The organism is Rhizobium sp. Root708, from assembly GCF_001429725.1.
Lineage (GTDB): Bacteria > Pseudomonadota > Alphaproteobacteria > Rhizobiales > Rhizobiaceae > Rhizobium.
In genome coordinates, this window is the sequence record NZ_LMHV01000023.1 from 142,456 (window position 1) to 157,277 (window position 14,822).

15 protein-coding genes are annotated in these 14,822 nt (G+C 60.7%); 5 read left to right on the forward strand and 10 right to left on the reverse strand.

Annotated elements, in window-relative coordinates:
* Positions 1-169 precede the first annotated feature (169 nt).
* Genes ASE04_RS15140 through ASE04_RS15155 form a run of 4 tightly spaced genes read left to right on the forward strand, consistent with a single transcriptional unit; the run spans position 170 to position 3,533 of the window.
* Complete coding sequence (locus ASE04_RS15140; protein ID WP_056818603.1) at positions 170-883, forward strand: ABC transporter permease; 714 nt, start codon at positions 170-172, stop codon at positions 881-883.
* Positions 883-1,584, forward strand: coding sequence for an ABC transporter permease (locus ASE04_RS15145; protein ID WP_056818605.1), 702 nt, complete (start codon positions 883-885; stop codon positions 1,582-1,584). Before ASE04_RS15140 ends, ASE04_RS15145 begins: the two co-directional genes overlap by 1 nt.
* A gap of 24 nt (positions 1,585-1,608) precedes the next feature.
* Positions 1,609-2,373, forward strand: coding sequence for an ABC transporter ATP-binding protein (locus ASE04_RS15150; protein ID WP_056818607.1), 765 nt, complete (start codon positions 1,609-1,611; stop codon positions 2,371-2,373).
* A gap of 8 nt (positions 2,374-2,381) precedes the next feature.
* Positions 2,382-3,533 (forward strand): M20 aminoacylase family protein, encoded by a 1,152-nt coding sequence (locus ASE04_RS15155; RefSeq protein ID WP_056818609.1) that lies wholly within the window; start codon positions 2,382-2,384, stop codon positions 3,531-3,533.
* Positions 3,534-3,617: 84 nt separating this feature from the next.
* On the opposite strand, the gene hpaI is transcribed toward ASE04_RS15155, so the two are convergent.
* The 7 genes from hpaI to ASE04_RS15190 are packed head-to-tail and all read right to left on the reverse strand — an operon-like array spanning position 3,618 to position 10,577.
* Positions 3,618-4,430 (reverse strand): 4-hydroxy-2-oxoheptanedioate aldolase, encoded by an 813-nt coding sequence (gene hpaI / locus ASE04_RS15160; RefSeq protein ID WP_056818611.1) that lies wholly within the window; start codon positions 4,428-4,430, stop codon positions 3,618-3,620.
* Positions 4,431-4,439: 9 nt separating this feature from the next.
* Positions 4,440-5,243: a 2-oxo-hept-4-ene-1,7-dioate hydratase gene (hpaH, locus tag ASE04_RS15165; RefSeq protein WP_056818613.1), complete on the reverse strand. Its 804-nt coding sequence runs from the start codon at positions 5,241-5,243 to the stop codon at positions 4,440-4,442.
* Positions 5,243-6,118, reverse strand: a complete 876-nt coding sequence (locus ASE04_RS15170; protein ID WP_056818615.1) for a fumarylacetoacetate hydrolase family protein — start codon at positions 6,116-6,118, stop codon at positions 5,243-5,245. The genes hpaH and ASE04_RS15170 overlap by 1 nt, the downstream gene beginning before the upstream one ends.
* Positions 6,119-6,127: 9 nt before the next feature.
* Positions 6,128-7,534 carry a pyridoxal phosphate-dependent decarboxylase family protein gene (locus ASE04_RS15175; protein ID WP_056818617.1) on the reverse strand — a complete coding sequence of 469 codons (1,407 nt, stop codon included), beginning with the start codon at positions 7,532-7,534 and terminating at the stop codon, positions 6,128-6,130.
* Positions 7,535-7,579: 45 nt separating this feature from the next.
* Entirely contained in the window at positions 7,580-8,560 is a 981-nt protein-coding gene (gene hpaD / locus ASE04_RS15180) for a 3,4-dihydroxyphenylacetate 2,3-dioxygenase (protein WP_056818619.1), read from the reverse strand.
* Positions 8,561-8,616: 56 nt separating this feature from the next.
* Positions 8,617-10,131: a 5-carboxymethyl-2-hydroxymuconate semialdehyde dehydrogenase gene (gene hpaE / locus ASE04_RS15185; protein ID WP_056818621.1), complete on the reverse strand. Its 1,515-nt coding sequence runs from the start codon at positions 10,129-10,131 to the stop codon at positions 8,617-8,619.
* Positions 10,132-10,184: 53 nt separating this feature from the next.
* The gene (locus ASE04_RS15190) at positions 10,185-10,577 is read right to left on the reverse strand and encodes a 5-carboxymethyl-2-hydroxymuconate Delta-isomerase (protein ID WP_056818624.1); all 393 of its coding nucleotides are present in this window, start codon (positions 10,575-10,577) and stop codon (positions 10,185-10,187) included.
* Positions 10,578-10,709: 132 nt separating this feature from the next.
* Here ASE04_RS15190 and hpaR point away from each other — a divergent pair, with 132 nt between their 5' ends.
* Positions 10,710-11,189: a homoprotocatechuate degradation operon regulator HpaR gene (hpaR, locus tag ASE04_RS15195; RefSeq protein WP_056818627.1), complete on the forward strand. Its 480-nt coding sequence runs from the start codon at positions 10,710-10,712 to the stop codon at positions 11,187-11,189.
* 2 nt (positions 11,190-11,191) lie between these two features.
* On the opposite strand, the gene ASE04_RS15200 is transcribed toward hpaR, so the two are convergent.
* From ASE04_RS15200 to ASE04_RS15210, 3 genes are read right to left on the reverse strand one after another with little or no spacing between them, the layout of a single operon-like run.
* Positions 11,192-12,175 (reverse strand): phosphotransferase enzyme family protein, encoded by a 984-nt coding sequence (locus ASE04_RS15200; RefSeq protein ID WP_056818629.1) that lies wholly within the window; start codon positions 12,173-12,175, stop codon positions 11,192-11,194.
* Positions 12,175-13,458, reverse strand: coding sequence for an aspartate aminotransferase family protein (locus tag ASE04_RS15205; protein WP_056818631.1), 1,284 nt, complete (start codon positions 13,456-13,458; stop codon positions 12,175-12,177). The genes ASE04_RS15200 and ASE04_RS15205 overlap by 1 nt, the downstream gene beginning before the upstream one ends.
* 1 nt (position 13,459) lies before the next feature.
* Entirely contained in the window at positions 13,460-14,821 is a 1,362-nt protein-coding gene (locus tag ASE04_RS15210; RefSeq protein WP_056818633.1) for an aspartate aminotransferase family protein, read from the reverse strand.
* Between the last annotated feature and the right edge of the window lies 1 nt (position 14,822).

Genomic DNA, 14,822 nt, shown 5'->3' on the forward strand with positions numbered 1-14,822 from the left:
GGGCGCCGGCTACGGCCGCGTCCAGCTGTCAACTCAATTGCCCGACTGCTTCCCCCCAGATCGCCCAACGGACTCATCGCGGCCTCGCAGTTGATCTCCTCACTATCGGCAAAACCAAGGGCCGTCCGGCCGACCGCCAAAATCAAGCCGGATCGAGCAGGTACAACGCATGGACTCATATTGGCGCTTGCTTGGCTGGGGTGCGGAAGGCTGGGGCGACGATTTCGCCTGGGGCCTGTTGATGACCCTCCAGGTATCGATCATCTCCTACATCGTAGCCGTCATCTTCGGCTTTCTCGGAGCTGCCGGCAAGCTTTCGAAACATCGATCGCTGCGTCTGATCTCCGGCCTTTACACGACCGTCGTGCGCTCGCTCCCCGAACTGCTGGTTATCCTTCTTCTCTATTTCTCGGTCGCCAGCGGCGCTGAACGCCTTCTGAAATACGCAGGCTTCGTCGAAGACAGCTTCCAGTTCAGCCCCTTCTGGGCCGCGATCGTTGCGCTTGCCTTCGTTTCAGGCGCCTTCATGACCGAGGTCCTCCGGTCCGCCTACCTCGCAATTCCACCCGGCCAGCTCGAGGCGGCAGTCTCGATCGGCATGCGGCCGCGCAAGATCGTAACCCGCGTCGTCATCCCGCAAATGATGCGTCACGCGGTGCCCGGCATGGGCAATCTCTGGCTGTCCATTACCAAGGAAAGCGCCATTATCTCCGTTCTCGGCTCTTTCAGCGAACTGCTCTATACGGGCTACCGCGCAGCGGCGAGTACCAAGCAGTACATTCTCTTTTACGGCCTGACCGCGCTGCTTTTCCTGTTGATCACATTGGTATCCGTTCTCGCTATCAGCCGCCTTGAGAAGCATTTGAACAGGGGGCATCGCTGATGGAAACGATCACCAACGTCATTTCCTTCCTCCCTGCCCTGATCAAGGCGACGCCGCTGACATTGCTTCTTACGGCAACGGCTGGAATCTTCGGCCTGATCATCGGCACGCTGACGGCACTTGCCCGGCTCTCTCGCCATCGCCTGCTGGCATGGCCCGCCTTCGCCTTCACATTCGCCTTTCGCGGCACGCCGTTGCTGGTACAGATCTACCTGATCTACTACGGCCTTGGTCAGATCCTGCCGGGAACCTGGGTTCGGCACAGCTTCCTGTGGCCCTATCTGCGTGACGGGCTTTGGTATGCGATCGCGGCGCTGAGCCTGAACCAGGCGTCCTATAATGCGGAGGTCATCCGCGGTGCGGTTCAGGCGATCCCACGCGGCCAGATCGAAGCCGCTCTGTCGATCGGCATGCGGCCATGGACGATCCTTCGTCGTGTCACCTTGCCTCAGGCATTCAGACAGTGCCTGCCGGTGCTGACCAGCGATCTGATCATCCTTTTGAAGACAACGTCGCTCGCCTCCACGATCACCATTCTTGAGGTGATGGGGACGGCGCGGATGCTGCAGCGTCAATCGTTGCAGATCTTCGAGCCACTGATTGCCGCCGGCATCATCTATTTCGCCGTGGTCTTCATCCTGACCCGCATCATGAACGTCGTCGAACTCCGCATGACGCGCTACCGCGCGGCGCGGACGTGAGCCTTAGCCTCGGGAGGAATTGAAATGGTCGAGACAGCACTCTCGGTAAAAGACATCCACAAAAGCTTCGGTGGCGTCGAGGTTCTCAAGGGCATCTCCTTCGAAGCCCGCAAAGGTGACGTCATCTCCCTGATCGGAAGCAGCGGCTCGGGCAAGAGCACCCTGCTGCGTTGCATAAACTATCTGGAGACGCCGGACAGGGGCGAGATCTCGGTGGCCGGCGAGGTGATCAAGACCAGCCCGTCGCAGGGTGGAAAGATGCATGCCGCCGACCCACGGCAGCTCGAACACATCCGCACACGTCTTGGCATGGTTTTCCAGAGCTTCAATCTGTGGTCTCACCGCACGATCCTCGAGAACATCATCGAGGGGCCGATCCATGTCCTCGGCGTGTCACGCAAGGACGCGATCGCCGAAGCGGAAACGCTGATGGAAAAGGTCGGCATCACGGCGAAGCGCGATCAGTACCCGATGCAGTTGTCGGGCGGCCAGCAACAGCGCGCGGCAATTGCCCGCGCTCTGGCAATGAAGCCCGAGGTCATGCTCTTTGACGAGCCAACTTCCGCTCTCGATCCTGAGCTCGTTAGCGAAGTGCTGCAAGTGATCAAGAAGCTCGCCGAAGAGGGGCGCACCATGGTGATGGTTACCCACGAAATGGCGCTGGCCCGCGACATTTCGAGCGAGGTGATCTTTCTTCACAAGGGTCTGGTCGAAGAGCGCGGTGCGCCCGGCAACATCATGAAGGATCCGCAATCAGCGCGCCTTCGGCAATTCCTCCAGCTTGCATGAGGGCTTCAATGAGCGATATCGGTTTCCAGGACTTTCTTCCCGACCTCGTCAATATCCGGCACAAGCTGCACCAGATGCCGGAGATCGGCCTCTCCGAGTTCAAGACCTCCGACTTCATTGCGGAGCAGTTGACGAAATGGGGCTTCGAGATCACGCGCGGCCTTGCAACCACGGGGATCGTCGCGACGCTTCGTGCCGGTAGTAGCAACCGCGCTATCGGCTTTCGGGCAGATTTCGATGCGTTGCCGATGCACGAAGAAACGAACCTGCCCCACGCAAGCCAGCACCCCGGCGCAATGCATGCCTGCGGACACGACGGCCATACGAGCATGCTTCTTGGCGCAGCGTGGGCGCTCTCGCGTGACAAATCCTTCTCGGGCACCGTGCATTTCATCTTTCAGCCCGCCGAGGAGAATTTTGGTGGCGGCAAGTTGATGATCGATGACGGCTTGTTCGAGCGCTTTCCGTGCGATCAGATTTTTGCTCTACACAACTGGCCGGGCATTCCCCTGGGCACATTCTCCACCCGCTCCGGTCCGATCGCAGCCTCGATCGATGTTGTAACGGTGACAGTCAAAGGCAAAGGCGGTCATGGCGCACAGCCTGAGATCACGGTCGACCCCGTGGTCGTCGGCTCCAGCATCGTCATGGCGCTCCAGACTCTGGTATCACGGAACGCCTCGCCGCATGAACCCGCCGTGGTCACGGTCGGTGCGTTTCAGGCAGGCTCCGCCTCCAATATCATCCCAGACACGGCTGTGCTGGAGATCAGCATGCGGGCGATGAATCCTGTTGTACGAGAAGAAATCCGCGAGCGCGTCGAGCAGATCGCCACGTTCCAGGCAAAGAGTTTCGGCGCCGACGTGCAATTCGACTGGCAGATGGGCTATCCGGCGACGATCAACGATCCCGAGGCCGTCCGCGTCGCGGAAGCGACAATTGCGGCTCATTTCGGTGACGCAGCCTCGACCAGGCTCCCTGTGCCGCTAATGGGCAGCGAGGATTTCTCGTTTCTGCTTGAAAAGGTACCCGGCGCCTATGTCCTTATTGGCAATGGTGAGAGTTCCGGCCTGCATACGACGACCTATGACTTCAACGACGGTATTCTCGAACGAGGCGCGATGTTCTTCTACCACCTGGCAAAGGACCATCTCGCCTAATCCCCCGCATCCAATATCGGCTCGCGCCCAAACGCGAGCCGTCGGACAATATCGACCGCTTCCGCATCAAAGACGACCCAAGGTTCAGCACACGCTGTCTCTAGCTGTCGTCCCCAGCTTCGGATCTCGACCGGATCGGAAATTGGCCAGAAGCCCGGTTGTGCTGTTTACCAGCAACCCGACATCCGAGCCTATGCCAACGAAGGTGGCGCCAAGGTCCAGATAGCGGCGCGCAAGGACGGGATCGGCTATGAGTATTCCCGCCGCCTTGCCATGGGCCTGAATGCGAGCGAGAGCGTCCTCGACCGCCTCCTGCACCTCGGCAGCCCCTGGTTTTCCGAGAAAGCCCATATCGGCGGCGAGGTCGGCCGGTCCGACGAATATGCCGTCCACCCCTTCAGTTGCTGCGATTTCATCGAGATTGGACAGGCCCGCCCGGCTCTCCACTTGCAGCAAAAGGCAGATTTCGTCATTCGCCGTTCGAAGATAATCCGGCGTCCGATTGAATGCCGAGGCGCGAGCGAGCGCAGCGCCCACACCTCGGGTTCCGTCCGGCGGATACCGCACGGCCCGCACCATCGCCTCGGCCTGTGCGCCGCTTTCGACCATGGGGACAAGGATCGTCTGGGCGCAGATATCCAGGATCTGCTTGATCAGCCAGGCCTCGCCGATCGGCGGTCGGACGATCGAATGCACTGGGTATGACGCAACCGCCTGAAGCTGCTGGACGAGCGAGGGGATGTCGTTCGGAGCATGTTCAGCATCGAAAAGAAGCCAATCATAGCCGGCGCCCGCGCAAATCTCGGCGGTGTAGCTGTTGGCGAGTGCCTGCCAGAGGCCGATCTGCGGTCGTCCGGCACGCAGCGCCTCCTTGAATGTGTTCCTGGGCGCGGCCATTCCGAAGGTCTACTCGAAGAACAGACTTACGGTGCCATAGGGCCCGAAGTCACCGACGATCGTATCGCCATGCCGCGCCTCGACCGGTCGGATAAACGAACCCGCCAGGATAATCTGCCCGGCCTCGATGCCATCTCCATATTGCGCCAGCCGATTGGCGAGCCACGCGACGCCGCGCGCGGGCTGGTTCAGGACACCGGCACCCAGGCCCGTCTCCTCGACCTCGGCATTTCGGCTGACGATAGCGCCCATCCAGCGCATATCGATCTGGTCAGGCTTGACCGCCCGCCCGCCCCAGACGATGCCAGCATTCGCGGCGTTATCCGAGATCGTGTCGCAGATGTTACGGGCCTTCTTGGTCTCCGGATCGGTCCGGAAAATCCGCGTATCGAGAATTTCGAGCGCCGGCGTGACGTAGTCGGTGGCGTTGAGCACATCGAAGGCGGTTACGCCGGATCCACGCAGGGCGTGCTTCATGACGAAGGCGATTTCGGCCTCCACGCGCGGCTGGATGAAGCGGTCCTTGCGGATAGCAGCACCATCCTCAAACACCATGTCGTCGAGCAGCACCCCGGAGTCGGGAATGTCGATGTTCAGGGCATATTGCATGGCCTTCGACGTCAGACCGATCTTCCAGCCGATCACCTTCCGGCCGTCTGCGATCTTCTTCTTCACCCAGGCGCCCTGGACGGCATAGGCATCGTCCATGTTCATATCGGGATGCTTGAGGGAAAGCAGTCCGGTCTGCATATGGGTCCGCTCGGCTTGATCCAGGCTCTCGGCGGCGGCTTCGATTTCTGCGGCGGTCAACATCAGAACACCTCGTCGGCGATCGTATTCCGAAGTATGCCGAGTCCTTCGGCCTCGACCTCCACCACATCCCCGGGCTCCAGCCAAATTGGCGGATCGAAGCGAGCGCCGGCACCGGTCGGCGTCCCGCAGACGATGACGTCGCCGGGCACCAATGTCGTGAAGGTGGAGATGTAATTGATGATCTTTCGGAACGAGAAGGTCATCCGGCTCGTCCGGTCGCTCTGGCGCACCTCGCCGTTAACCCGCGTTTCCAGCTTGATATCGGCCAGCTGATCCTCATCCGTGAAGGGCACCAGCCACGGACCAATGGAACCCGTCTTGTCGAAATTCTTGCCCTGCGTGACGTTGAATTTGGCGTGACGCACCCAATCCCGGATCGTGCCCTCGTTGCAGAGCGACAGCGCCGCAATATGACCCAACGCATCGGCCTCGGCGATACGCCGTCCGCCCTTGCCGATGACAATGACGATCTCGCCCTCATAGTCGAGCTGTGGGCTTTCCGGCGGACGGATCAACGGCTGCCCGTGGCCGGTGAACGAACGCGGGAACCGTACGAACAGCGAGGGGTTGGACGGCAGCACCTGCCCATCCTTGTACTCCTCGTTGCGATCGGGAAAGTTGACGCCGACACAGATGATCTTCTCCGGCGACGGTATCGGGATTTCATAGGCAATGTCGTCGAGCGCGTAGTCGACGGGCAAAGCCGAACTCTCGTCACTCAGTCTGCCCAAAGCATAGGCCTCGATGACCTCGCGAAGGCTCGGCCAGCGCTCGCCGTAGCGTGCCGAGAGATCGACGATGCCATCGGCCTTCACGAGGCCGTATTTCGATGTGCCGCCGTTTGAAAAACTGGCGAAGCGAAGGCGTTCGGTCACGGCGGTCTCCTATTTCAACGTCCGGGCGATCTCGGTGATGACACTGAAAGCCGCATCCGCATCGTCGCGGATCATTTCGAACTGACCCGCCTGGAAGCGGATGGCGATGCGGCCGTCGACGCGTGTCTGCGTCAGGTAGATGCGACCGTCGTCGTTGATGGCATTGACGAGTGCGATATTGTGCTGGTCGCTGTCGCCACTGCCCTTGTGACGGAAGGAGAAGAGCGAGAGAACCGGCTCGCTGACGATCTCGAAATCCGCCTCGGCGGCAATCCGATCCGCAAGTTGCTCCGACCACGTCACGTGGTTGCGGATCATGGTGCGAAGGCCTTCCAGCCCATGATAGCGCAACAGGAACCAGAGTTTGAGCGCGCGGAAGCGACGACCTAGCGGAACGGACCATTCCGAATAGTTGATGATGCCATCATGCCCATGGGTTTTCAGGTATTCCGGCTGAATGGCGAGAGTGCGCACCTGATCCTCGGGGCTTCTGATGAATTGCACCGAACAATCGAAGTTGGCGCCCAGCCATTTATGCGGATTGAAGACAACGGAGTCGGCCTCCTCGACACCCTTCCAGAGCGTCCGGAACTCCGGGCAGATCATTGCGGAACCGGCCCAGGCGGCATCGACATGCAGGTACAACCCGTGTGCCTTGACGACTGCGGCAACCTCGGCGATCGGATCGCACGCGCCAATCGACGTGCCGCCGGTGCAGGCGATAACACCCGCGGGTATGTGACCGCTTTCGAGATCGGCTCTGATAGCAGCATCCAGCGCTTCCGGATCCATGCCGTTCAGCGGTCCCATGGTCGGAATCCGCACCAGGTTGGCCTCACCGATACCGGCGATCCAGATTGCCCGGTCAATGGATGTATGGACCTGCTTGGAGGCATAGACCCGCACGGCGCTATGCGCCGCAAGCCCCTCGCTGTTGCCTTTCCACCCAAGCGCCTTCTCGCGCATGACCAGGACGGCAGCAAGCGTCGCGGTCGAAGCGGAGTCCTGGATGACACCGGCAAAACCATCCGGCAGACCGAGCGCCTGGCGCAGCCAGTCGACCACGCGTGTCTCGAGTTCCGTCGCTGCCGGCGACGTCTGCCAGAGCATGCATTGGGCAGCAACGGAGGTGACGAGATAATCGGCTATGACGGAAACCGGCGCGGCATTGGCCGGGAAATAGGCGAAGAAGCGCGGGTGCTGCCAGTGGGTCATGCCATCGGGAATGATGCGCTCGAAGTCGGCGAAGATCGCCTCCATCTCTTCACCCGCCTCGGGGGCGGCGTCAGCGATCTGCCCGATGATATCGCCGGGCTTCGTCTGCGCGCGAACTGGCCGCTCGCGCAGGTTTGCCCGATAGTCCGCACCCCAATCGGCAGCCGTTCGCGACCACTGGCGGAAGGCTTCGTTGTCCATGTCTCACTCCCTTAACCGCACCATATTGTCTACCTCGCCCCGCCCTCAGGGCGCGACGATCGGTTGAGCCTTCAGTACAGAGTCTCGCGGTTCGGCACCGGCGAACAGGCTGCCTTCTTCGAACCAGGATTTCGGCGCCGGCGCTCCCCAGAGCGTCTGACGCTGCGGATCCTTGAGGTCCCATTTGATCGGCTCCAGATCCGGATCCACTGTCTGGTAATCAGAGCAGTAGATTTCGATGCGATGGCCGTCAGGATCGCGAATATAGAGGAAGAAGGCATTGGAAATGCCGTGGCGACCCGGGCCACGCTCGATGTTGGCGAGCCAGCCTGTCGTCGACATCAGATCGAGTAGGTCGATGATATTCAGGGGTGTCGGCACCCAGAACGCGGTGTGGTGGAGGCGCGGGCCCCGACCATTGGTGAAAGCGATATCATGCACGCCGCCCTTGCGATGTGTCCACGCCGCCCACAGCCGTCCCGTTTCCTCGTCTGCCGTGTACTCAGTCACACGGAAGCCGATCTCGTTATAGAAGGCCACGCTTTCGTCCACATTTGGCGAAAAGCAGTTGAAGTGATCGATGCGTAGCGGCTTCACACCCTTGTACAGGGCGTATTTCTGATGGATCGGCTCCAGGCGATCCATCCTCGAATAGAACTCGAGCGGAATGCCATGCGGGTCGCGCGTGCGGAAGGTGCGCGACTGATACGGCCGTTCGATCCACTCGACCGGCAGATCCTTGCTCTTGAAGAAGTGCTCGGCCTTGTCGAGATCCTCGTCGGAAAACACCTTGAAGCCGAGGTCACGGGCTTCGGCCTTCTCCGCCTTCTTCAGGACGATGCAGTGATGACCACGCTCCTCCAATGCCCGGAGATAAATTGTGTCGTTGCTCTCATCGGTGACCTGAAGTCCGAGGGTGTCGACATAGAAGGCGCGCGACTTGGCAAGGTCGGTCACCGCCAGTTCAACGTGGCTCAGGCGAACGATGTTGAACGGCGGATAGAGATTTGGCTTCGGCAGGGGCATTCTTTCCTCCACGAGACCTGCAGTGCAGGCAATTCTGATCCGGGGCGACGGTTGCGTCAGCCGCCGAGTTTCTGGATCGCGTGCGCTTTGTTGGCGAAGGCGATGTTCTTGGTTTCCATATAGAAATCAAAGGACCAGTCGCCGCCATCGCGCCCGATACCGGAGCTCTTCACCCCGCCGAACGGGGTTGGCAAATGGCGGACATTTTCGGAGTTCACCCAAATCATCCCCGCCTCCAGCGCATCGGTGAAACGGAAGGCTCGGGTGATGTCATTGGTCCAAAGGTAGCCGGTCAGGCCGTATTGCACGTCATTGGCAAGGTTGAGCGCCTCTTCCTCGTCCTTGAACGAGATCGCGGTCAGCACCGGACCGAAGATCTCCTCCTGGGCAATACGCATGTTGTTGTTGGCGCCGGTGAAGAGGGTCGGCGAGACATAGCAGCCGCCGCCCGGGCCAGCGAGTTTCTCGCCGCCGGCGGCAACCGTCGCTCCCTCGCTTCTGCCGATGCCGATATAATCCAGCACCTTCTTTTCATGGACCGGATGGATCAGTGGGCCGACGATAGTTTCGGGATCGAGCGGATGCCCGACCTTGATGCGCTTGGCCTTCTCGGCGACGAGCGCGGTGAACCTGTCGTAGATGCTCTCTTCCACCAGCAATCGCGACGATGAGGTGCAGCGTTCGCCATTCAGCGAATAGATCATGAAAACCGCTGCGTCGGCGGCACGCTCCAGATCGGCATCGGCGAAAACCACGACCGGGTTCTTGCCCCCCAGTTCGAAGTGCACGCGCTTCAGCGTGTCGGCACCCTGCTTCATGATCATCGACCCGGTTCGGCTTTCGCCGACAAAGCCGATTGCCTTGATGTCGCGATGCTCCGTCAACGCCTTGCCGGCATCTTCGCCCAAACCGTTGACGAGGTTCCACACACCCTTCGGCAACCCGGCTTCTTCGGCAATCTCGACAAGTAAGCGTGCCGTAAGCGGTGAGAATTCGGCGGGCTTGTGTACGATGGTGCAACCGGCTGCAAGTGCTGGCGCGATCTTCCAGGTTGACAGCATGAAGGGCGTATTCCACGGCGTGATGATGCCCACCGGGCCGATCGGTACACGCGTGGTCATGTTGACCTGCCCGGGCCCTCGCAGGGTTCTGCCGTCACGGGCTTCCGGCGCACGGTCTGCAAAGAAGCGGAAATTCTCAGCACCGCGCAGCGCGGCCTTGGCCATGAACTTCAGCGATTGCCCGGTGTCCATGCACTCGACAAAAGCGATCTCTTCGGCACGCGCCACGATCGCGTCGGCGATCTTATGCAAGAGCTTCTTTCGCGCATCTCCATCCATCGCCGCCCAGGCCGGAAACGCCGCCTTTGCCGCTTTGGCGGCGCGATCGATATCGGCGCCGCCGCCTCGCGCTACGCGCGCCAGCGGCTTCAGATCGATCGGCGATATGGTCTCGAATGTGGCGCCCTCGGCAGCCGGGAGGTCTTCCCCGCCGATACGATTGAGAACGCCGTTCTCGAACTGAGACAGATAGGTTCTGGCCTTGGCAATGTTTTCGTCGAGTTTCGACATATCAGCTCCATGGTGCGGGACGCACTTCTCGGATCGTTGCGGTCAGTGGGTTGTCAGGCGCTCGCGGCTCGGAGCCGCGGATGGATCGCGTTCTTCTTCCAACTGAGATCCGGATCGATCTCGCGGATTTCGAGGGTCAGGGCAAAGTGCGGGGCTTCGAAAAGAGGTGCCAGAAATTCCGTGACCGTTGCGAAGATGGCGTCACCCGTTACCTTGCGCTCGGCCTTGCTTCGTCCGACACCGACACGGAAAGACATGTCGATGAAGGCGTTTTCTGCCAGCAGATCGGCTACGGCATAGAAATCGCAGCGAATGGCGCGCACACGCAGCGCGCCGAGTTCGAAGAGGCCGGTTGCCATGATCGTCGCGTGCACAGCCTTGCACAGCGCGGCGAAGTCCACCCGGCCATCCAGGTTGGCCGAATATTCCATCGTGAAATGCGGCATCCTTTCCTCCCGAAGCTTTGCCTTTATTTATTTAACATGTTAATGACATAGCATCCGTTGTCAAGCCCTCAGCGAACGGCTTGAGGGCGGCAGCAATTGCAAACTCAGCGTAAATGGACCATAGCATCGACGATGACCGACCGCGCCGCGACCAAGCCCAAGATCCCGCAGGATGCGCTTTTGCCCCGCAATACGCGGCGCTCGCTTCCGATTGCGCTTTTGCGAGCGCGTGAAGCGCTGATGAGCCATTTCCGGCCGATGCTTGCCGAGCACGACATTACCGAGCAGCAGTGGCGCGTTATCCGCATCCTCGCCGAGGCGGGCACTGTCGACGCCTCCGACATGGCCGACCGCGCCTTCATTCTGGCGCCAAGCCTGACACGCATCATCCGCTCGCTCGAAGAGCGCGGCATCATCGACAAGGCCAAAGACGACAATGACGGGCGTCGAGTGCTGCTGAAGATAACCCCCGCCGGTCTGGCGATTATCGAAGAAGTGGCGCCCGAGAGCCGGCTGATCTACGACCGTCTCGAGAAGCGCTTCGGACGCGAGCGGATCGAACTCCTGCTCGACATGCTGGATGAAGTCGCCGCCTTCAATGGAAACGACTGACATCAGATATCGCTCCGGAGCGCCGCAGCCAGTTCTCGCACGTCCCTGACGTAGCGCGACAGGCGATTGGAGGCATCGGGAAGGTCCAGCCTTGCGGCCGCCCAACCAACGTACGTGACACTGCGCAGCAGCAGGAACAGCGGCAGATTGTTGAGTGCGCCGTCACCAAGCGGACGCCGTTCTCTATAGCCCTCGACCAAAGCGCTCCTGAGCATGTCGTAGTGGGGCTCATGTCTGTTCCGAAGAAGCGCCGTCGCGATATCGAAAAGGCGATAACCGTAGCCGCAGTCGTCAAAGTCGATCAAAGCGACATTGTCTCCGTCGACAAGCACGTTCTCGCGAACGAGATCGGCGTGGATCAGGCCATAATCCAGCGCCCCCAGGGCATCGATCCGTTCCTGCAGATCGAAGCGCAGCTTTGTCAGGAAGCGTCGGTCCTCCGCTGCCAGAACCAAACAATCCCAGAACCGACCCCAGAGTGGCTCTTCTCCGAGCAGACCATCCTTGTCCCAGGCATGTCGGGTAAAACCAGCCGGGATGGTCCAGCGATCGGCGGCGTTATGCGCCTCGGCCATGGCGACGCCGACCGATCGATAGATCCGTTCGATCTCGCGCTCCGAATGACGAAACGGCCTGCCGGTTTCACCGATCTGCTGCCCTGCCACCCATCCGATCAAGTCAGCGTGCTGGCTTTCCTCGCCTGCAATTTGCACAAGGAAATCTCCGCTGTCAGTTGCGATCGGCTGTGGCACGGCGATGCCGTTACGACGCAAGTCATCCATCCACAGTAGTTCGGACTGCAACGCAGCTCGCGAATGGTAACCGGGCCGATGCAATCTCAACACGGCCATTTCACCACTGCGCAGACGGACCTTGAAGACAGCATTCTCGCGGAATTTCAGGAGTTCCGGTGCCTGGTCAGGCAGGCCGAAGGCTGCAAGCGCCTGTCGGGCCCTGCCGTGCAGATCAGCGTCGGCGGATGTCATCAGAGCGCCGCCAACACATCATCGAGCGTCGAAAGCATGAGATCCGCATTCGTCTTGCTGAATGGCATCGGCGGGCGGATTTTCGTGGCGTTTTGATGGATTCCAAGCTTCCCCATCAGGACGCCACGCTCCCGCATCTCGTTGATCACTCTCGTGGCTATCTCTGAGGCGGGTTCCTTGGTTTGCCGATCAAGCACAAGCTCGCAACCGAAAAACAGGCCGCTACCCCTGACATTGCCGATCAGATCGTGCTTCTCGGCAAGATCGCGCAGCCCCGCCTGGGCGTATTCCCCGGCGGTGCGGGCGTTCTCGACCAAACCTTCATCTTCGAGGACATCAAGCACCGCCATGCCGGCCGCGCAGGACACCGGATTTCCCCCGAAGGTGTTGAAGTAGCGGAATGCCTGGCGAAACGCGTTCAATGTCTCGGAATTGGCAATGACACCGCCGATCGGATGGCCGTTACCCATCGGCTTGCCGAGGGTGACGACATCGGGCACGATACCGGCGCGCTGATGGCCCCACATGTGAGAGCCCGTCCGCCCGAAGCCCGGCTGAACCTCATCGCAGATCAGAAGGCCGCCTGCCCTGCGGACGATCGCCGCTGCTTTCTGCAGGAAGCCGTCCGGCAGATCGGGAAACCCTTCATTGGCAAAAAACGGATCGATGATGAGCGCCGAGAAACCAAACTCGCTCGCTTCAAGCGATGCTATCGCCTCTTCCAGTGCCGTCACCCAGGCTGCGGTGAAGGCCTCGCCCGGAATTCCACCCAGTGGACGATAGCCATCGGGCGCCGGCACATGCCGGACGTGCCCGCCAAAGCCTCCGACGGGCGGCATTCTGGTCGACAACTGCGATACCGCCGTCGTGTTGCCATGATAGGTATGATCGGTCGCGATCATACCGGTCTTGCCTGTCACGGCCTGCGCCATGCGGAGCGCCACATCATTGGCCTCACTGCCCGTGCAGGTCAGAATGGCGGTATCGAGGCTATCGTCGAACGTCGCGGTTAGCCGCTCGACATAGTCGAGAATGCCTTCATGCGGGTAGCGCGTGTGAGTATTGAGCGTCGAGGCCTGGCGCGCGATCGCTTCCACCACGCGGGGATGGCAATGGCCGACATGCGGCACGTTGTTGTAGCAGTCGAGATAGCGCTTGCCTGCGGCATCCCACAGCCAGACGCCCTCTCCTTTCACCAAATGGACGGGATCCCGATAGAAGGTCGACATATTCTTGCCGAGCAACTTCTCACGTCTTGCCAGCAACGCCGCATTTTCAGGCATCTCATTTGCCTCCCGTTGCGGCGGCAAAGCCGGCATCGAGGGCGGAGACAATACGCTGGACATCAGCCGGAGTAATCACCAGCGGCGGCGAGATGATGACGTTGGCGCCCGAAGTGCGCACGATCACGCCGGCCTCATAGGTCGCATCATAAACCGTGGCGATGGTCTCCTTGCCGGCAGGCGTCTTCTTGGCTCGGTCCGACACGAGTTCCAACGCCGCCATCAGACCGATACCGCGCACGTCGCCGATCAGCTCGTACTTCGCCTGCAGACTATTGAGTCCCTCCAGAAGTTCCGCGCCGCGCGCCGCGGCATTGGCAGCAACGTTGAGGCGCGTCGTTTCCCTGAGCGTCGCCAGTGCGGCGGCAGCACCAACGGGATGACCCGAGTAGGTATAACCATGACCGATCGAGCCGAACGGGCTCTTGTTGTTTTCAAAGACGCTGGCGACTTTTTCGGAGATCATCACGGCGCCGAACGGGAAATAACCGTTGGTGATGGCTTTGGCCGTGCACATCAGGTCCGGCTTGACTCCCCATAGACGCGAGCCGGTCCAGGCTCCTGTCCGACCGAAGGCGCAGATCACCTCGTCGGCGATCATCAGGATGCCATGGCGATCGCAGATCGCGCGCATGAGAGGCATGAAAGCCTCGTGCGGAACGATGACGCCGCCGGATCCCAACACCGGTTCCATGATGAAGGCCGCGATCGTATCCGCCCCCTGGAACGCGACCTCATCCTCGAACTGGCGGGCGATCGCCTGTGCGATCTCAGCCGGATCCGATGTGTTGAACGGGTTGCGATAGGCGTAGGGTGCGGCAAGATGGATGACACCCGGTAGAAGCGGCTCGTAGTTGCGCCGGAAATTGGCGTTGCCATTGACCGAAGCGCCGCCGAAATGGGTGCCGTGATAGCCCTTCTTGAGCGCCACGAACTTGGTGCGCTCCGGTTGCCCGTTGATCTTGTGATACTGGCGGGCCAGGCGCAACGCCGTCTCGACCGAATCCGAACCGCCCGACGTGAAGAACGAGCGAACGAGACCGTCTTCCTTGAACCATTCGGCAAGCTCATACGAAAGCTCGATCAGTGGCGAAGTCGTCGTGCCGCGAAAGGCGGAGTAATACGGCAGGTCATCGAGCTGGTCGCGGATCGCGGCCTTCACCGGTGCGCAGGAATAGCCGAGGTTGACGTTCCACAGTCCTCCAACCGCATCGAGCACTCTCTTGCCGTGCACGTCGGTGATCTCGACGCCGTCAGCGGCATGCACGATGCGTGGCGGGTTCGCCTGCATCTCGGCCGGGTGCGCCATCGGGTGCCAGACATGCCGGGCATTGTTCTCAACGAGGAAATTGGTTTCGCGCATC